We start from the raw sequence: 18,117 nt of genomic DNA, 5'->3' as shown, positions 1-18,117 counted from the left end.
GTGGGCATTCTTGAGGACGCGTTCATCGGCGCAAAGGGCACTATTCGTTTCACCCCCCGCCCCGATCCGATCCCGGGGGATCTGAGGCTCAGTTGGCGGCTGTCAGCTCTCGTTCTCGTCCTTGAAAGATCCCGGGGCAAGACGGCCAGTCTCGAACAGATTCACTTCCTTACCTCGGCAATGAGGTCCGATAAGGTTGCACGTGTGGCGATCCGGTGGTTCAGAGGCGCAAGAGCTCCTGATGATCCGGTTATTCGCTACGACCCTTCGATGTCGAGAACCATTGGCTTGGCGATCGCCTCGGGCTTGGCCGATTGGAAAGGGCCGTCTGTGACTCTAACAGATGACGGACTAATGCTCGCCGCCTCGATCAGAAGCAACGAATCTGTCCTAAGGCGAGAGAAAGAATTCCTATCCAAGCTTCCGAAAGTTATCTCTCAGAAGTCGATCCGCGAGATGCTGGAGGTGTAATGCTTCACGTAAGCGCCCTTCAGCTCAGAGCGCAAACCTCTGGTCCCGTCTTTGGTGTCGACATTCTTTTTAAAGATGGCCTCAACGTGGTGAGGGCCGACAACTCCAGCGGCAAATCAACATGCCTCCAAGCATTGCTCTACGGCCTCGGCCTAGAGGGCATGTTGAGTCCCCGTCGTGAGGTGCCGCTACCTCACGCGATGACCGACTCAATCGAGCTATCTGGCAAGCGTCTAAGCGTAATCCGATCACGCGTGCGTATTGAGATCAGGAATGAGCGGGGGGAAGTCGCCACTATCGAACGCTCCGTTAAGGGGCGGGAACCAAGCAATGGTTTAGTTAAGGTGCTGGCCGGCAAGGGCCTGACAGGGGATGGACGTGGACAACGGCGGGATTATTTCGTAAGGCGACGTGGTTCCGCTCAAAACGAGGCTGGATTCCACCGGTGGCTTGCGGACTTCTTGGGCTGGGAACTGCCGCGCGTTACGAGGACCGACGGCACGGAGGGCCCCCTCTACCTTGAATGCTTGTTCCCCTACTTCTTTGTCGAGCAGAAGCACGGGTGGTTGGGACTGCAGGCGCGTATCCCAACGTACTTCGGCATCCGAGATGTAGTTCGGCGCTCGGCTGAATTCGTCCTCTCCTTGGACGCTTACGAGATGGTACTTCAACGGCAACGTCTTGAGTCAGAAGCAGCGAACATCGAGTCAGAATGGCGGCGTCATCTCGAACGAGTTCAAACGTCGGCCGCATCGGCATCCGTCGTGCTTAGAGGGATCGGTCCTCGACCGCCATCCAATCCCGACCTAGTTGCCTTGGACCTGTTGATGCCTATAGGCAATGAGTGGATTAGCCTGGATGATGGGATAGGTCGACTCCGGGAAGAGGTTGTTGAAATCTCGTCTCTGCCTCTCAAAACAGTCGCCGCCGATCAGGAACACCTCAACCTCCGGCTCGATGCCACCCAGTCCGAGTTGGCTGTTTTGAACGCAGCGATAGCGGAAGCCTTAAGCTCATATGAAGAGTCACAGCAGAGGGCAGACGGGCTCAACATTCGGCTCGAAGCACTCGGAGAAGACCTGCAGCGCCATAAAGACGCCGCAGTACTGCGCAACCTCGGCTCTCGCACTACTCACGTATTCGACGCAGAGCCTCATTGCCCGACATGTCATCAGTTTCTTCCCGATGGCTTCGATGTTACCGAAAGCCCTATGTCCGAAGAGCAGAATATCGCCTTCATCGAGCAGGAAGTTCGGAGCTTTAGGGCAATGCACCAGGATGCACTGCGATTGGCAGCTGCTCTGAGAGCCCGGGTGGATACCCTGCGCCAAGCCGCTGCGGATTTGAGGGCCGAGATTCGCGACGTTAAGGACAGTCTCGTAGCGCCATCGAGTATGCCCTCATCCGCAGATATCGCTGCTAGGATTCGCCTAGAAGCTCAATTGCAGGCGCTCGAAAAGTTGAGAGACGAAACGGACGACGTTGAGGAAACCCTGCGACATGTCGCCACGAGGTGGCAGGATAACCGTAGATTTTTGGCCGAGCTTGGCAAGGATCGGCTAAGCGCGACAGATAAGGCGAAAATTAACGCGCTCGGATCTAACTTTCGCCGCCAGTTAGCCGAATATGGATTCAGGTCTTTAAGTCCGGCTGATATTCGCATCTCGGAGGAGACTTACCGCCCGACACACGACGGCTTTGACCTTGGCTTTGATCTTTCGGCCAGTGATATGATTCGTTCGATTTGGGCCTATCTCCTTTCGCTCGCGGAACTCGGTCGCACATATCCAACTAATCACCTTGGCTTTCTGGCGCTTGACGAGCCCCGACAACAGGAGGTCGAGTACTCCGACTTCGTATCATTCATGCGGCGCCTCGCCGAGGCATCAGGCCCGAGTTTGCAGGTGCTTGTAGCCACAAGCGAGGAGGAGTCTCGGGCGCAAGACATGTTGACCGGCGTACAACACAATCTTATTAACGTTCCTGCACGCCGGAAACTGCTTGTGCCACTGGATGAAGATTATGAAGAATGGTAACCCGCGCTTAAGTAGCAGCCAGCTGCCGCGAGCGCCATCCCGTCTGCCGCCGACCCACGCATTGTGGAGCGGGCCAGGGCCAGGGCGACAAGGTGGAGCGCCCTACCGGACGAGTCTCAATGGCAGTTGTCATGCGCGGGCGCCGGCGGCCTGGGGATTAGAAGAAGATCGCAGATAGCTGGTAGAGCGGCTGCGCGCCTGGTCAGCCTGTCCGTAGTTGTAGGGCAACGTCGGCGTTGGCGGGTGGTCGTGGCTGTACGGATGGCTGTACGGCCGGCTCTCGCTGACCTTCTGATCCGTAGATTTGCATCGCAGTGTCTCGGTGGTTCATGTCTATCCGGATCATGTCTGTCACCAGCATCGCAGCGTTCGATCTTGTATGGGCTCGTTCACCGCCGGTCGCCCTGGTGGCTCCCTCCAGTGGCTCCCGCCCCCGCCTGGAGTCAACTCGGCGGCCGTGCGATCGTCCACGGCTCGTGTTGTGCGGCTGGAGCCGTTCGCCGTCGTGAGCACCGCGTAGGCCCTAGTGGTCGTATGCTTCTGCCATGTGGAGTGAGTCCGATAACCATGGCTTCGTGAACGAGCACGACTATCTGCGGTCGCTCAAGAAAGAGGACAGCTACACCTTCACGTATCCGTTCGAATACATCGCCAAGAACCACGGGAACGACAACTACGACATCGGCACTGTGGACATGGTTGTTCGCGTCGAGTGGAACGACTCCGAGGCGGGATACACAATCGCCTACGACGTCCCCGACATGCACAAGATCGATCCCGCCGAGGGAAATAGCGATGCCGAAGGCTTCTACGAGTCTGACGTGTACTGGCGGTTGATGGACGACCTCGGGAGTCTCGGCATCGGCTCGGAAATCATCGCTGTATAGGGCTCTACGCCAGCGAACGCCTACGGGCGGCGCTCCGTGGGATCTTCCTTGATTTCGTGCGGCCTGGCTGGTAGCCGAGGGGGTCCGCGCCCCTGCAAAATCTCGACACCTTGACACTCACCCGGCACCTCGGCGCGGGTACCTCCCAGCGCGTATCACGAGGATCAACGGGGCCGACGGCCATGCGGCCATCACGCCTCGTTCGCGCCTTTTCCTGTCCTCTCATCTGCAATCAGCCCACCCAGCGAAAATCGGAAGGTCAGCGGTTCGCCCCGCCCCTATCCACATAGCCTTTCGCCGGGCTACAGGAGCGTCGACCAGCGGAAACGCCGGTCGGCGCTCTGCTTTTTGCCCCGTGATCCAACTGTCCGGGCAGAGCCTAGTTGACCCCGGAATCCCGCTGCTTGCCGCCCCTTGTCGCACGTAGATCGCACGGCAACCTCCCTCTGTTGACCTTCCAGGTACCGGCTACCTGGCACGTGGATGGCACGGCGACCGAGGGATTATGAGATCAAGATGGGCGATCCGGCGACCTGCGCATGTGCGCTCCTGCCAGCGGAAACGCCTCTCGGCATCTCTCACCACTCCCCCGCCGCCCGGCGACCTCTTGCGGACTGGATGCGGACTGCTAAACGATGCGGCGGCGACCTCGGTCAGGAGCTCTAGCGCTGGTCGCCTTGACTAAGCGCTCGCGCCCGGGCGCTCAACTGATCTGGCCAATAGCCATCCACTCTAAAATCGGCCAGCAAGGACTCTACACCTCTCCCTTCCAATTGATACTCGAAGAAGACCGATATCCAGTCGGCTAGTTCCGTTGTGGACACCATTACTGATTTCCATTTGCAGCCATGCAAGTCCAAGTTAGCGTAAAATCTTGGCTGAAATATTCCGTCTTTGCAATCGTGCATCGCGTCGTGCAGGTATTCGTACTGATGGCTCACCGCAGGATGAAGGAAAGGACCGTGGGTCAGCCGGAGTCTTGCGCTCTCCTCGCACAGAGCAGCCATATCGATGTGGCCGGTTGTCGGGTGCGCGCATCCAGCCTCGCTATCGTCGGGCTCGTGGTCCTCATGCAGCGCCGCCACCTCAGAGAAAGCCACCAGTTGCTTATCAACGAACACTCGGAGGGCCTTAAGGGCTTCATGTTCCCGCTCTTCTCGCCTCAGTAGGCGCTGAGCGTCAAGCGTCTGCCTCGTCTGCATGTTCGCGACCTTGATCGCGCCTCTTACCTGAATCCGGGCAGCGATCCAGCTCGCAGCACCACCAACGACAGCCCCTATCAACGCGCTAACAGCGCCGTTCCAGAAGTCGTCCACCACGTCATGGTGTCACCAGGCCACCACTCCGCTGCCATCCCGTCTGCCGCCGACCCACACACAGTGGAGCAGGCCAGGGCCAGGGTGACAAGGTGGAGCGCCCTACTGGACGAACGACCTTGTCACCCTGGCCCTGGTCTGCTCGGCTCTGCCTGGGTCGGTGGCTGGCGGGATGGCATCCCACCACCCACGGGCCGGAACCGTTCGGCAACTCCATCTCGGAGTCGTCTGGCCCCCGCCGGAGGCAAAAGCCCTTATCGGCCGGCGCGCCGGCCGATGCCGGCGCTTGCGCCACCAGCAGGCCGAGCGCGTCCGGCGCGGCCCGCTTGCGGGCCGCCTTGATCCTGATGAGATTGTTTCGGCAGTCATCTCCGCATCTCCGCATCTCCGCTGTCCTCCGTCGGCTGATGTGCGACACGCGTCCGCCAACTGATCTGCAACACCTCAACGTGCTGATACGACAGTTGCGAGTGTTCAGGGCGGCTCGGCGGATCTAGGATCGTCATCCATGCCCGACAGGATGTGGTCACTCGCCGAGTTCCGCTTCGACGAGGCCATTGAGGCTGCCGAGGTATACCTCGACAGCGGGACAGAGCTGGAGTTGATGGCCCGGGACGAGTCGATCGCCTTCGCCCACGAGCGGGGGGCCAATCTCGTGGCCTCGTGTCCCCCGACCGGCGAGGCGGCCCCTTCGTGCGTTGTGGCAAAGGTGAGCCTGCCAGTGCGTTGGGAGCGGGCTCCGATCGATGAACCGCCGATCGACGAGCGGCTGTGGTTTGAGGCCCCCTGCGGGCGTGACGTCCTGGTCGGTAACGGCCACTCGTTCACTGGGCGGATGGCAGCGTGGTGTCCCCACGAGGGCGTGGGCTACAACGTGTCGCGTGCCGAGATGGGAGCCATGTCGGAGGAGGCCCGCTACTTTGTTGCAGGTTTTCTGGCCGGCAACGAGCCCGGGTATCCGGTGGACGTTGACGGCGAGACTGACGAGGCCGATCTGAGTGCCTGGCGGGCCGCCCTCGCCCGCTTCCGGCGCACGGGATCGTGGTATGGCCGCTGGGGAACGTGCCAGGTGTGCGGGTGTGTCCTGCTGCCGGACACCGCCGGCGACCGGTGCCACCAGCACTCGGCCGCCGGCTGAGCCCCTCTCGCGCCCGCCCCTAAGTTGTTGGATCTGTCGCACATCACCTGGCGGAACTGCGTCGCACATCAGCTGACGGATCACATCTCCGCAGCTCCGCAGCTCCGTTCAAGGGATCGGGGCACGACGGCGGTGTGGCTGATCCACGAGCCATCCGTGCGGGCGGCAGGGCTTGTGAGGAAGTGCCACAATCCCGCCATGTCCGATGCCGAAGAGTTGCATCCCTGGCTTCGGCTCAGGACGGCGGTGCCGCGCGACGACATCCCGGATCGCACAGTGGGATCGCCTGGGGTGGAGCTTCGAAAGCCTGGCGCCGCAGAAGTCGGGGTGGCGGACCGTGCTCTCGCACGCAACAGACGGGGCGGCGGCCTGGAGCGGTCGGCGAGGTCGGCGAGCGCTGGTGGATGGGTGGGCCACCATCGGGCCTCGGCCGTCCTTGTTCTTGCCGCGATCTTGGCTGGGCTGGCGTGGCTGTCGGTGGCGGGTCTTGTCCTCCTTGCTGTACTTGGTCGAGATGGCCCGGAAGGGATGACCAGCTTTCTCGCGGTCGCGCTGATGCCAAGTGCGCTTGTCCCTGCACTCGGCCTGACCGCTGGCGTGGCGTTGCTGTATTTCAGGATTCGGGGTGGCCGAGTTCCCTTGCTGATGGCTGTGGTGGCCACGATGGCGGCGCTTGTAGTGGGGTGCTCCTGGTGGAAACTCGTATCGATCTTGCCGCTGTAGGCTCCTTCGGTCCTGCCTCCCTGATGCCCCACGGGACCGTTCCGTGACCGTTCATCACGGACACAGGTTCGCCCGGATATGCACCCCGCACCATGCCGGCAGGTCGACGGACCACACCCGCCACCCGCCGCGGTCCTTGCGCAGCTCCCACCGCCACGGATGCGCGGTACCGGCGAGGATCTGCGCATCGTCCCACCACACCGCGCGTACCTGCTCGATCACCGTGGCCCGGTCGGCGGCCTGGTGCTCGATCGCGCTCGGCCCCACGCTCTCCAGCTTCGACGGCTCCCGGCCGGCGCCCGTCATCTCGGCCCGGTAGTCCCGCCACTGCTGCCGCAGCTCGTCATGGCGCGCGCCAGCCAGCACCCGCAACAGTCCCAGCTCCTCACCGGCGCTGAGCTGTAACAGCCACACGCGGGCCGCGGCCTCCGGCGTCGCCTCGCCGCGCTCTGCCTCCAACTGCTTGCGCACGGCCCAGGAGGCAGGCACAGCCACAAGGCCAGCGCAACTGATCACCACCAACGCCAGCAGCACCCAGTGCCACCGGCGAGGACGCCCAGCTTGTCGGACTCGGCGTGACCGCCACCCCTGTGGAACCTCCCCCAAGATCACTTGGGCGAGTCTACGAGATGACCTTGGAGGTCTACTCGGTCCGGGCTGCGCAGAACTGAGGACAGCTCCGCTATCCGCATGCCTGCCGAAGTCGCTCGACTGCCGCAAAGATCTGCTGCTCCGGCCCCGGCCGGCTCGGGCGCCATTCAGCGAGCACCGGACGGACCGCACCGACGACAGCGGCCAAATCCTCCGAGGTCTCGGACTCGGGCAACGCGCCGAGCGCCGCGACAGCGTCCGCCGTCACCGCGTACCGGTGAGCATTCGTCGGTGTCTCCCGCCAACCTGGGGCGCGCTGCCATTCCTGGACACGTGCGTACACCTCGGCTGCGGCGGCGCGGATACGGGCCGCGTGCTCCCGGGATGTGAGGGCGGTGTCGGCGTAACGGCGGTCGGCGGGTTCCTACGGCGGCGTGTCGGCGTCGCGCATGCCGGCGATCGTACCGGCGCCATGATCGGGCCGGCGCTGGCCGTCGAGCCGCCGGCGGTTGGTCAGCCGGCGTTGCTGGTCCACTCCTGGGCGAGGATGGAGTAGAGCAGGGAGTCGCGCCATGCGCCGTTGGTGAAGACGTGGTCGCGGAGCCGGCCCTCGTACTGCATGCCGAGTCTTTCGGCAACGGTGATGGAGGCGGCGTTGTCGGGGCCGATGGCTGCGGTGATGCGGTGGAGCTTCAGCGTCTGGAAGCCGTAGGCCAGCATCGTGCGAGCGGCGTCGGTGGCGTAGCCGTGGCCCCATTGGTCGGCGCTGATGGCGTACCCGAGTTTGGCGGCCTGGTGGCCGGTGAGTCCGAGTCGCGCGAAGCCGATCATGCGGTCTGAGGCGTCGGCAACGGCTAGGTAGTACTCGGTGCGCGGGGTGATCCGGGCTCGCTCGATGGCGCCTTCGACCATGGCGACTGCGGCGGCCTGGTCCCGGCTGTCGAAGGAGAGCCACTGAGTGACCCGGTTGTCTCCGACGATTGCCCAAGCATCGGCCGCGTCATCGGAGCGCAAGTCGCGCAGGGTGATGACGCGGCCGGGGATGGTGATCGGCTCCATGGCTCGATCGTGCCCTATCGAGGGAGGGCGTTGGCCGGGGTGTGGGTGAAGTGCTCGATGCCGTCGATGAGTTCGCGGGCGTCGTTGGCGTGGCCGGCGCGGGTGATGGCCTGGTGGACGCGGCGTACGGAGTGAACGATGCCGTTGATGCGCTGATCGGTGGGCAGGTCGAGCACGGGGGCCAGGGCGTCGGCAGCGGCGTCCAGGTTGCCGCCGGCCACGCGGGCAATGGCGAGGTTGGCGTGTGAGCCGGCCTGGTCACCGAATGCCCATGCCGGGTCGTTGGGGTCGGCGTACGCCTGGGTGGCGCGCAGGGCGTATCGCTCGGTGTTGGTGGCCTCGCCGGGGAGCCAGGCGAGGGCGTCGCTGGCGTAGTAGAGGGTGCGGGGCTGGTTGAAGGTGCAGATGCCGCCCATCGCGTCCATCTCGTCGGGGCGTACCCGGGACCAGGCGTCCTCGGCCTCGGTGATGGCGGCCTTGGCCTGCTCGGCGTTGCCCAGTGCGGCGTACGCGCGGGCGGCGCTGGCGGGCAGCCAGACGGCGGAGGTGCCGCCGGCTCGGGTGGCATACTCGCGGCCGGCTTCGGCGTAGCGGACCGCCTCGGCGTAGCGGCCGGCCCAGTAGGCGACGAGGGATTGCAGGCCGCGCAGCCACGCCTGTAGCCCGGGGTGGCCGGCCTGCTCGGCGCAGAGAACGGCGGTGCGGGCCTGGAGCATGGCCGAGTGCGGGTCGGCCATGTCGTGGGAGACCTTGGCGAGCAGACCGCTGGTGATGCCGGCGAGGAAGTGCAGGTCTCTGGACTGGTTCGGCGCCTGGCGACGCTCCAGGAGAGTGAACAGGGTGTCCTGTGTCTCGACCAGGTCGGGCAGCACGTGGCTGACGGGGCGCTGCGGGTAGGCCAGCGCCAGGCGCTGCACGTCCTCGGCGAGCTGTTCGATGGCGGCCGGGCTGGTGGACTCGGCGGCGAGCATGGCGTACTGGCGGGCGCGTTGTGCGGCCATGGCGAGGAGGTTCCTTTCCGGGCCGGCGCCGGCAGGGTCGACAAGGAGGTGTCGCTCCGGCGCAGGGGTCAACTGGTGGGGAGTCCAAGGGCGCTGTAGTTCGTCGATGGGCCTGCTGAACATGGCCTGTAGTGCCCGCCGGGTGGCGGGGGTCGATGAGGCCAGGTCGCGTTCGCCGCGTGCCAACCGCCCGAGGTGCCGGGCGCTGATCGCCGCCCGGGGGTCCATCCGGGAGAATTCGTCGGCCAGTTCCTCGTACGTGCGGTCGCTCTGCTGGATCAGGTGCTCCAGCATGGTGCGAGGTTCGCGGCGTTCTCGTGCCATCCGTCTACGCCTTCCTGATGGGCTTTCTCCACGCTCGCCCGGGTGAGGTCCTTCCGGCAATGCAGGTCCTCGTGGTGTCCGCTCGATGTCCGTCAGAGGTGTCCCTACGGGTCCTCGATCGGTCCCGTAGGTCCCGTGCAATCTCTCCTACATGGACGGCTCACCCACCGCAATTGTGCATGTGCATCCCGTCGATGCACATGGGCAGCAGCGTCGGCGCGGACACCGGGAGGTGAGTTCAGCGAGGAGGGGCGCTGAGCAAACCGGGGTTCGGGTCGTGCGGTGTGTGGATGGGTCGCGCCCGCGGCGAGGGTCGCTCCAGTCCTCGCCGTCCGCGCCGATTGCGTGTCCCGCGTGCGAGGGGCGGGGCTGGAAGATGGCCAGCCCTCGGCGCTCGCTCCGGGCTCCCGGTGACCCGAACCGGTTGCAACGGCGTGACTGCCCTGACTGCGCGGGCACCGGCGCCCAAGGGCAGTGGGCGGGGCCGGCGGTCGTCTGACAGCGACGACCGCCGGCCCTCCGATCATCACGCGGCGTTTCCGCCGTGTCCTGAGTTGGCCCGGGGCGGGTGCTGGTGGAAGCGCGGTGTCGGCCGCGCTCGGATGCCCGCCCGCCTCGGCGCCCCGGTCATCCGAGGTGTGGAAGGCGGTCGGTCGTGGTCCCGAAGCCGGGAGACGTGCTGTATGTCAATCGGGGCGCGTCGGTGCAGTTCGGCGGCGACCGGGCCTTGATCTTCCGAGTCATCAAGATCTCCGGCGAGCTGGTCCACCACGACTGGATTTGGCTGACCGGCTACGTCCTCGACCAAGCGGGCAACGCTCTGGCACGTCGAGAGATCTTCGTGCAGAAAGCTGGCCTGCTGCGGGCGGACCCGCCTCGGGCCGTGGTCCGTCAACCACGCCGAAAGCCAGCAGCAGCTACGCCGGCTAAGGACGGCCCGCGGCAGGGAACACGTGCGACGACTTGATGGGAGAGTTCGATGGCAGTGGGAGTCTTTCGTGTGGCCTCGCGGCTCGCGCCGATGGTCCCCGATCAGGTACGCCGGCAGCGGTTCCGGCGTACCGGGTTCGGCCGGCGGGGGCTCGTCGAGGCACATGTCTACGCGTTCCTGCATCGCGTCGTCGATGAGCTGATCGCCAGGGACCGGGTCGAGGCGAGTCTCCGGGAAGAGAACGCCCGGCTGAAGAACGCTCTGCGGGACTGGCAGGGCGGCTACGCACCGAGGCCGGGTCAGATGGACGGCAGCGCATGGACAGGGGATCAGCAGCGCAGATAGCCTGTTGACAAGCTGAGTTGTCGTCTGGAGTGAAACGGTGCCGATCGAGGTTGCGCCGCCGAAGTACGTGGTGATCGTCAACGCGGTGCAACAGCGCATCGACGACGGCACCTACCCGCCGGGCGGGATGCTGCCCAGCGAGACCGAACTCATCCGCGAATTCGGCGCGTCCCGTCCCGTCGTGGTCCGGGCCCTGGACCTCCTGCGGCAGGACGGCTGGATCGAGAGCCGCCAGGGCAAGGGTCGGTTCGTCCTGGGCCGTCCGGGCGGCACCGACAAGCGATCACGTGAACGCCGCTATGGCCTGCTCGACGACGACGAGCGGGCCGGGTCGACGCTGCTGGCCGCCGGCACCGTTCCCGCTCCCCCACGAGCCGCTGCCGCTCTCGGCGTGAAACCGGGGACTCCGGTCGTGGCACGTCGACGCCTCATCACCGTCGATGATGTCGGCCCGGTGGAACTGGGTACGGCGTTCCTGCCCGTCGAGCTGGCCAATGGAACCGGCGTGGGCTCTCAGGACGTGATGCCGGAGGGCCTGCTCAGGCACGTCGCCTCCCGCAAGCGCCTCAAGCTCGACCACGTGACCGAACGCATCTCGGCGCGGCTGCCCAACACCGAGGAAGCCGAGCTGTTGCAGGTCCGCGAAAACGATCCGGTGCTGACCGTGCTCCTGGTCATCTGCGACCGGAGCGCCACGCCGGTGCTGGCGGTAGACGTGCTCCTTCCCGCCGCCCGGCACGATCTGGAAGACGTCTACCCGCTCGACTGACCAAAGTGGATTAGCCACTTGACAAGTCAAGTTGGCACTCTTTACCTTCGATCTGACTTAACAAGTCAACTAGTTGAGTTGCCTTGTGGACTTGGAGGTCTTGCCGTGGTTCCGATGACGTTGAAGGTGCCCGTTCCGTCCGAGTACGTCTTCCCCGCCGGGGCGCTCTGCCTCGGCGTCTCGCCGCAGATCGATTTTGAGCGGCGGGGCGAGGCGGACAACCAGGCGCGGGACAAGGACACCGGCGAGCGGGTCTGGGTGGTGCGGGTGATGGACCTGGACCCGGAGGCCGGGAAGTTCGGCCGGTCCACCGAGGTGAAGGTCAAGGTCGTGGCTCCGCAGCAGCCGGTGCCGCCGCCGTCGACCGTGCCGGGTTACCCGCCGGCCGTGGAGTTCGAGGGCCTGACCCTCACCCCGTATGTCGACTCGCAGCGGTGCAAGCCGGGCCGCTCCTCGGGCGACTGCCGTTCCCGCATGGCGTACTCGCTACGGGCCACCGCGATCCGCCCGGCGTCGGTGGTGCCGGGCTCGGCGACGGCCTGACCGCTGCTGGTTGTGCGCGCGGGGCGGGTCGTTTCCCCGCCAAGAGTCCCGACCCGTCCCGCGCTCTGCCATCCCTCATCTGGCGAAGGAGGGCGTGATGCCCACCGTAATTCCCCCTGCCCTGATCATCGCCGCACCCCTGCTCCTCGGCGCGGCCCTCACGCTCACCCGCACGCGCTCGCTCCTGGCCGGTCTGCGCCACGCCTACCGGGAGACCGAGGCGGCGCTCCGGTCGGCGCTGCGGCTGCCGCCGGCTTCCGCCCGGGTGTGTGCGATCCGCTGTCCCCGTTGCTGTCGGTGGGTGAAGCCGCGTCGGTTCGACCTGCGCCGCATGTCGTGTCACTCGTGCATCTCGACGCTGGGGCGCTCGGCTCGGGGTGGTGACCTGTGCCTCTGATCAACGTGATTCCCGGGGACAAGATCCCCATGGCGCCGATGAACGTGCGTCTTCCTGCGTGGCGGGTTCCGGGTTGGCTGCTGGTGCTCTGGTGGCTGGCCCGGGGCCTGTTCCGGCTCACCGTGCTGGCGGTCCGGTACTGGTGGCTCACCGCCCCGTCTGCGCTGGCTCTGTGGATCTGGGTCGAGTTCGGCGGCCTGGTCATGGGCGGCGTCGTCCTGACCGTCGTCGCCGGCTGCGTGGCGTGGTGGCGGTGGCATCCGTCGTCGTGGCTGCGGTTCGGCTGGTACCCGATCGTCAGCCGGGTCCGCGCGCTGTTCGTCTACCGGCGGCGGTGGGCGTCGGTGGTGGCGACCTGTGGGCTGGCGACCGCGTTCGCCGGTGACCGGTATGTTCCGCAGCTTCTGCGGGTGCGGTGCGACCGGTTCGGCGACGAGCTGACCGTCCGGCTGCTGCCGGGGCAGATCCCGGACGACTGGGGGCAGGCCGCGGAACGCCTCGCCTACGCCTTCCGCCGCCGCAGCGGGCAGGCGCGCTCGACGGCGCGGCCGGATCGCGTGGTGGTGCGCCTCGTACGCCGTGACCCCCTCGCCGCCGTCGTGGCGCCGCTGCCGGTGGCCGACGTGCCGGATCTGGGCGGGCTCGTCCTCGGCGTCGACGAGGACGGGCAGCCCTACCGGCTGCGGCTGGTCGGGTCGCATGTGCTGATCGCGGGGGCCACGGGGTCGGGCAAGGGGTCGGTGCTGTGGTCGCTGCTCCGTTCCCTGGCCGGTGGTATTCGCTCAGGGCTGGTGGAGGTGTGGGCGTTCGACCCGAAGGGCGGGATGGAGTTGGCAGCCGGGGTGCCGCTGTTCACCCGGTTCGCCTACGACGACCCGGACAGCATGGCTGGCGTCCTGGAAGAGGCCGTGAAGCGGATGCGGCTGCGGGCGGCCCGGCTGCGCGGGGTGACCCGCCAGCACGTACCGACGCCGGAGGATCCGTTGCTCGTCCTGGTCGTCGACGAGCTGGCCGCGCTCACGGCCTACATCACCGATCGGAAGGTCCGCGACCGGATCAAGGAATCACTCGGGCTGCTGCTGTCGCAGGGCCGGGCGGTCGGCGTGCACGTGGTCGCCGCGTTGCAGGACCCGCGCAAGGACGTGCTGCCGTTCCGCGACCTGTTCCCCACCCGCATAGGGCTGCGGCTGACCGAGCCCGAGCAGGTGGACATGGTTCTCGGCGACGCCGCCCGCGACCGGGGAGCGCTCTGCGACCGCATTCCGGAGTCGTCGCCGGGGGTGGGGTTCGTGGTCCTCGACGGCGTCCGTGAACCCGTCCGGGTCCGGTTCGCCTACCTCACCGACGACGACATCCGCCAGCTCGGCCGCGACTACCGCCGCCTCTGCGACGACACCGACCAGGAGGTGACCCCATGAAGGCCGACACCGAACGCACGGAAGGGCTCGCCCTGGTGCTCATCGTCCTCACCGTCGGCGGACTGGCCGGCGCCGCCTCGTTCACCCATGTCCACGACTGGACCATGAACAACTCGCCGGCCGGTACCGGGGACTGGTTCGGCTGGGCGAATGCCGCCATCTCCGAACTGCTCCCGTTCGCGGCGCTGCTGACCATCCGGCGACGCCGCCGCACCGGCGGCCCGGTCGGGTACCCGCTGTTCCTGCTCGTCTGCGCCGTCGCGCTGTCCCTCGCCGCGCAACTGGCCGTGGCGAAGCCGAGCCCGTCCGGGTGGCTGCTGTCGGCCGTGCCCGCGCTGGCGTTCCTCGGCCTGTCCAAACTCGTCTTCTCCGCTGCCCCGGCGGCGCCCGTCGACCAGCCAGCCGGCGACCGGGGTGAGGTGCCGCCCGGTTACGAACCGATCGAGGATCACCGGCCCGTCGTGGCCAACGTCGTCGACGAGGGCCAGGCGGTCACCGGCGAACCGGCCCGGCCGGCGGCAGTGGCGGTGCAGCGGCCCGGACTGGTGCCCGTCCCCGCAGCGGCGTTCACGGCCCGCAACGGCATCCCGTACGGCGCGGAGCGTGACCAGTGACCCAATTGGCCCTCATCCCCACGACCCCACCAGAGACGTCGCCGCGGCCTGGGTCCCGGGCCGACCGGATGCGCAAGCCCCTCGCCAAGGACGCGCTCAAGCAACTCGCCGAATCACACGGCGTCTGCGTCCGCCCCCTGGCGCTGCGCCGCACCGACACCGCCACCGGCCTCACCGAGGTCGTGGAAGTGCCCTGCGGGGCGACCCTGGCCGTCAAGTGCAAGCCGTGCGCGGAGAAGGGCCGGCGGCTGCGCATCCAGCAGATCCGGGAAGGCTGGCACCTCGCCGACGAGCCCGCCGTCCGCCCTGACAAGCCCGGTGAGGACGCACTCGCCCTGGTGCGGGTGCGGGCGCATCTGGAGTTCGAACGCGAAGCCGTCCAGTACCAACCGATGACCCCGGATGAGCGGGCCGCCCAGGTGGCCGAGATCGACGCCGCGATCGTGGAACTGGACGAAGCCCTCGGCGAGACCAGCCTGCGCGGCCACCTCACTCCGAAGGAACGCGACGAGCGGCCCCGCCGAAAGCGCTCCACCCGACGGCGTCAAGACTCACCCGACCTGCCCCGGCTGCCCGTCGACCCGCGCACCGTGGGCCGGGCCTACTCGGGCCGGACGGGCAAGACCTACCGGCCGTCGATGCTGGTCACGCTGACGCTCGACTCGCACGGGCCGGTGCACTCCCACCTCCGTCGCGGCGCCTACATCGCGCCATGCGAGTGCGGCACTCGACACGGCCCGCATGATGACCTCCTCGGCACCCCCGTCGACCCTGCCGGCTACGACTACCGGCGCGCGGCCCTGGACGCGATCCACTTCGCCCGGGTCCTTGACCGGTGGTGGCAGAACGTCCGCCGTGCTGCCGGCTGGAACGTCCAATACGCCGGCGCCGTCGAACTGCAACGCCGCCTTGCCCCACACGCCCACTTCGCCATCCGCGGCACCCTGCCCCGCCGGCTGCTCAAGCAGATCGCCGCCGCCACCTACCACCAAGTCTGGTGGCCACCCTTCAACGAACCCGTCTACCGCGTGGACAAGCCGCCGGTCTGGGACGTCGACCGACAGGCATACGTCGACCCCAAAACGCGTGAGCCGCTGCCCACCTGGGGTGAAGCCCTCGACGCCCTGGAGGAACCCGACAGCCGCCCCGCCTACGTCGCCCGCCTCGGCCGCATCGACGCCCGCGGCATCGAGCAGGGCACCAAGGACGCCGAACGGTCCATCCGCTACGTGACCAAGTACGTCACCAAGGACCTGACCGACCAGGCCAAGCCCCGCTCAGACCCGCAGAAGGCGCACTTCGACCGGCTCCACGCCGAGCTCTCGGTCCTGCCGTGCTCGCCGACGTGTGCGAACTGGCTGCTGTACGGCGTTCAGCCGGATGGCGTCAAGCCCGGCTTGACCCCGGGCAGGTGTACCGGAAAGGTCCACCAACGCTCCACCCTCGGCTTCACCGGCCGCCGCGTCCTCGTCTCCCGCCAGTGGTCCGGCAAGACCCTTGCCGACCACCGCGCCGACAACCGCGCCTGGGTGCGCGCCATCCTCGCCGGCGGCATGGCCGACACCGAGGAGCACGACCAGGCGGCCGACGACGGATCCAAGCGGTACCGGTTCGAACTCGCCCGACCAGAAGACCCGGACGTGCCGCCCCTGGAGCACCGACTCCTGCGCGCGATATCCGCCCGCATCCGCTGGCGCACAGACCTCGACACCGCGCGGCTGCGAACAACCGCGCTCTCGCCGTCACCCGATCGACCCGCCGCGCTCGCGGCCTGAACCATGGGGGAAATCTTGTCCAACGTCGTGCCATTCGAGCTGCGTCAGGCCGGCCCTCGGGTTGGTGAAGTCGACTCCGAGGCCAGGCCGGTCCGGGCCGTTTACACGGTCAAGGAGGTGGCCGCGATGCTGTCCCTCTCGGTCAGCTCGGCCTACACCCTGGTCCGGTCTGGGCAGATCCCCGCCGAGCGTCTGGGGCGGCGCTGGGTGGTGCCGCGCAGCCGTTTCCATGCCTGGCTGGACGGTCCGGCCGGCGGGCTCTCGGCGACCGGGACCGACTCACCGCGTGGGGGGTGGTGACCGTGGGCTTCGTGAGCAAGACGCCGGCCGGGACCTACCGGGCGAACTGGCGGGACTCGGCCAACCGGCAGAAGGCCAAGACGTTCCGTACGAAGAAGGAGGCGAACGCGTACCTGGCCGAGGTGGAGGGCACGATCAACCGGGGTACGTATGTCGACCCGCACGCGGGACGGATGCGGTTCGGTGAGTTCGTGACGCGGTGGCTGGCCGGGCGGTCCGTGGAGGTCCGGACGGCCGAGCGGACGGAATCCATGCTGCGGGCACATCTGCTGCCGCAGTGGGCGGACTGGCCGTTGTCGCGGATCGACTACCTGGCGGTACAGGAGTGGGTGACGAACCTCGGCCGGACCCTGGCGCCCTCGACGACGGCGAAGCACCTCGGGATGCTCTCGATGATCATGCAGACGGCGATCCGGGCGCGGTTGATCGCGGTGAACCCGTGCGAGGGGGTGCGGATACCGCGCAACCGGGCTGGTGAGGCTCGCGCCGGCATCATCAGCCGGGAGGCGTTCCTCGGCTGGCTGCTGCCCGCTGTGCCGGCCGAACACCGAGGGATCGTCTGCGCCGCCGCCGGGGCGGGACTGCGCTGGGGTGAGTGCGCGGGTCTGCCTTGGGAAGCGGTCGACCTCGACCGTGGGCTTGTGCACGTCGCCCAGGTGGCGGTGGAGACCCACGGCGGGATCGTGCTGCGGGCGTACCCGAAGACTCGGGCCGGCGTGCGCGCGGTGCCGATGCCACGGTTCCTCGTCGACGAGCTGCGCCAGCGGCGCGGGGCCGGCTCGCCGGACGGCCGGGCGTTGGTCTTCGCCGACCGGGACGGCGGGCCGCAACGGCGGTCGAACTTCCGGCGGCGGGTGTGGCTGCCGTCGCTGGTGCGGGCCGGCCTGCTCGGGCGCGTCAGCGAGGTGACGCCGGGCCGGTGGCTGGCGGTGTGGCCGGATCGGGACGGGCGGGAGCAGCGGGCGGAGTTCACCACGGAGGCGGCGGCGGTCGCGCACGCGGCGGCCTCGGCGGTCGGCGGGCTCCGGTTCCACGACCTGCGGCACTCGTACATCACGTGGCTGGTGTCGGACGGGGTTCCGGTCAACGTGGTGCGGCGGGTGGCGGGCCACGAGAAGGCGTCGACGACGCTGGACCGCTACACGCACACGCCCGACGACTACGCCGACCGCGTCCGGCTGACGTTCGCTGACGATTCGCTGACTTTCCGCCCGTCGCCCGACCCGACCGAGTCGGGAAAGGCGCTCCCGCCAGGCCGGGAGCGCTCCCCGCAAAGGGACGACCCCCGTCGGGGGGAGACGGGGGTCGTCGGGTGGTTCGGCTCCGGGGGGGTCGAGCCGAACCGACTCAGCGGTCACGGGGGGTGCAACCGCCGAGGGCCTCCAGCAGCGACGGGACGTGAACTCCCGTCGTGAGGACAAGCATGCCGCAGCCGACCCTTATACGTCGAGTGGTGTTCACTCCACGCAAAGCTAATTT

General features: G+C 67.3%; 19 protein-coding genes and 1 pseudogene. 16 read left to right on the top strand and 4 right to left on the bottom strand.

The features are described from left to right. From OG767_RS03370 to OG767_RS03355, 4 genes and pseudogenes are all read left to right on the top strand, one after another. Complete coding sequence (locus OG767_RS03370) at positions 1-471, top strand: hypothetical protein (RefSeq protein WP_405092102.1); 471 nt, start codon at positions 1-3, stop codon at positions 469-471. Next, positions 471-860, top strand: a pseudogene (locus OG767_RS03365) (ATP-binding protein); the annotation flags it as partial. The gene OG767_RS03370 and the pseudogene OG767_RS03365, both read left to right, overlap by 1 nt. A 138-nt stretch (positions 861-998) precedes the next feature. Next, positions 999-2,507 carry a hypothetical protein gene (locus OG767_RS03360; protein ID WP_405094369.1) on the top strand — a complete coding sequence of 503 codons (1,509 nt, stop codon included), beginning with the start codon at positions 999-1,001 and terminating at the stop codon, positions 2,505-2,507. A 575-nt stretch (positions 2,508-3,082) separates the two neighbouring features. After that, positions 3,083-3,394: a hypothetical protein gene (locus tag OG767_RS03355; RefSeq protein ID WP_405092101.1), complete on the top strand. Its 312-nt coding sequence runs from the start codon at positions 3,083-3,085 to the stop codon at positions 3,392-3,394. A 662-nt stretch (positions 3,395-4,056) separates the two neighbouring features. Here OG767_RS03355 and OG767_RS03350 read toward each other — a convergent pair. After that, on the bottom strand, positions 4,057-4,710 hold the full coding sequence (locus OG767_RS03350) for a hypothetical protein (RefSeq protein ID WP_405092099.1): 654 nt from the start codon (positions 4,708-4,710) through the stop codon (positions 4,057-4,059). 508 nt (positions 4,711-5,218) lie between these two features. Between OG767_RS03350 and OG767_RS03345 the strand changes: the two genes are divergently transcribed. Both OG767_RS03345 and OG767_RS03340 read left to right on the top strand, forming a co-directional pair. Continuing rightward, positions 5,219-5,848 carry a hypothetical protein gene (locus OG767_RS03345; RefSeq protein WP_405092098.1) on the top strand — a complete coding sequence of 210 codons (630 nt, stop codon included), beginning with the start codon at positions 5,219-5,221 and terminating at the stop codon, positions 5,846-5,848. A 198-nt stretch (positions 5,849-6,046) separates the two neighbouring features. Then, positions 6,047-6,571 (top strand): hypothetical protein, encoded by a 525-nt coding sequence (locus OG767_RS03340; protein ID WP_405092097.1) that lies wholly within the window; start codon positions 6,047-6,049, stop codon positions 6,569-6,571. A 54-nt stretch (positions 6,572-6,625) separates the two neighbouring features. On the opposite strand, the gene OG767_RS03335 is transcribed toward OG767_RS03340, so the two are convergent. The 3 genes from OG767_RS03335 to OG767_RS03325 form a co-directional block, all read right to left on the bottom strand. Further along, positions 6,626-7,105: a hypothetical protein gene (locus OG767_RS03335; RefSeq protein ID WP_405092096.1), complete on the bottom strand. Its 480-nt coding sequence runs from the start codon at positions 7,103-7,105 to the stop codon at positions 6,626-6,628. A 570-nt stretch (positions 7,106-7,675) separates the two neighbouring features. After that, complete coding sequence (locus tag OG767_RS03330) at positions 7,676-8,221, bottom strand: GNAT family N-acetyltransferase (RefSeq protein ID WP_405092095.1); 546 nt, start codon at positions 8,219-8,221, stop codon at positions 7,676-7,678. A 14-nt stretch (positions 8,222-8,235) separates the two neighbouring features. Beyond that, positions 8,236-9,516, bottom strand: a complete 1,281-nt coding sequence (locus tag OG767_RS03325) for a hypothetical protein (protein WP_405092094.1) — start codon at positions 9,514-9,516, stop codon at positions 8,236-8,238. A gap of 685 nt (positions 9,517-10,201) precedes the next feature. On the opposite strand from OG767_RS03325, the gene OG767_RS03320 reads away from it, so the two are divergent. The 10 genes from OG767_RS03320 (at position 10,202) to OG767_RS03275 (ending at position 18,053) form a co-directional block, all read left to right on the top strand. Next, positions 10,202-10,513 carry a hypothetical protein gene (locus tag OG767_RS03320; RefSeq protein ID WP_405092093.1) on the top strand — a complete coding sequence of 104 codons (312 nt, stop codon included), beginning with the start codon at positions 10,202-10,204 and terminating at the stop codon, positions 10,511-10,513. A gap of 12 nt (positions 10,514-10,525) precedes the next feature. Next, a complete protein-coding gene (locus tag OG767_RS03315; protein WP_405092092.1) occupies positions 10,526-10,822 on the top strand; it encodes a DivIVA domain-containing protein in 297 nt (98 codons plus the stop codon). A gap of 37 nt (positions 10,823-10,859) precedes the next feature. Beyond that, a complete protein-coding gene (locus OG767_RS03310) occupies positions 10,860-11,591 on the top strand; it encodes a GntR family transcriptional regulator (RefSeq protein ID WP_405092091.1) in 732 nt (243 codons plus the stop codon). Positions 11,592-11,705: 114 nt separating this feature from the next. After that, positions 11,706-12,134 carry a hypothetical protein gene (locus tag OG767_RS03305; RefSeq protein ID WP_405092090.1) on the top strand — a complete coding sequence of 143 codons (429 nt, stop codon included), beginning with the start codon at positions 11,706-11,708 and terminating at the stop codon, positions 12,132-12,134. A gap of 97 nt (positions 12,135-12,231) precedes the next feature. Next, positions 12,232-12,531: a hypothetical protein gene (locus OG767_RS03300; protein WP_405092089.1), complete on the top strand. Its 300-nt coding sequence runs from the start codon at positions 12,232-12,234 to the stop codon at positions 12,529-12,531. Next, positions 12,522-13,949, top strand: a complete 1,428-nt coding sequence (locus tag OG767_RS03295) for an FtsK/SpoIIIE domain-containing protein (RefSeq protein ID WP_405092088.1) — start codon at positions 12,522-12,524, stop codon at positions 13,947-13,949. The genes OG767_RS03300 and OG767_RS03295 overlap by 10 nt, the downstream gene beginning before the upstream one ends. Then, on the top strand, positions 13,946-14,563 hold the full coding sequence (locus OG767_RS03290) for a DUF2637 domain-containing protein (RefSeq protein ID WP_405092087.1): 618 nt from the start codon (positions 13,946-13,948) through the stop codon (positions 14,561-14,563). Before OG767_RS03295 ends, OG767_RS03290 begins: the two co-directional genes overlap by 4 nt. A 68-nt stretch (positions 14,564-14,631) precedes the next feature. Then, positions 14,632-16,338 (top strand): replication initiator, encoded by a 1,707-nt coding sequence (locus OG767_RS03285; RefSeq protein WP_405092086.1) that lies wholly within the window; start codon positions 14,632-14,634, stop codon positions 16,336-16,338. A 15-nt stretch (positions 16,339-16,353) separates the two neighbouring features. Then, positions 16,354-16,638, top strand: coding sequence for a helix-turn-helix domain-containing protein (locus OG767_RS03280; RefSeq protein WP_405092085.1), 285 nt, complete (start codon positions 16,354-16,356; stop codon positions 16,636-16,638). An 11-nt stretch (positions 16,639-16,649) separates the two neighbouring features. After that, positions 16,650-18,053, top strand: coding sequence for a tyrosine-type recombinase/integrase (locus OG767_RS03275; protein WP_405092084.1), 1,404 nt, complete (start codon positions 16,650-16,652; stop codon positions 18,051-18,053). Positions 18,054-18,117: the final 64 nt, after the last annotated feature.

It is taken from the genome of Micromonospora sp. NBC_01392 (assembly GCF_045040125.1).
Lineage (GTDB): Bacteria > Actinomycetota > Actinomycetes > Mycobacteriales > Micromonosporaceae > Micromonospora.
Note: the sequence above shows the minus strand (reverse complement) of the source record. Positions and strands in the feature narration are given on the sequence as shown.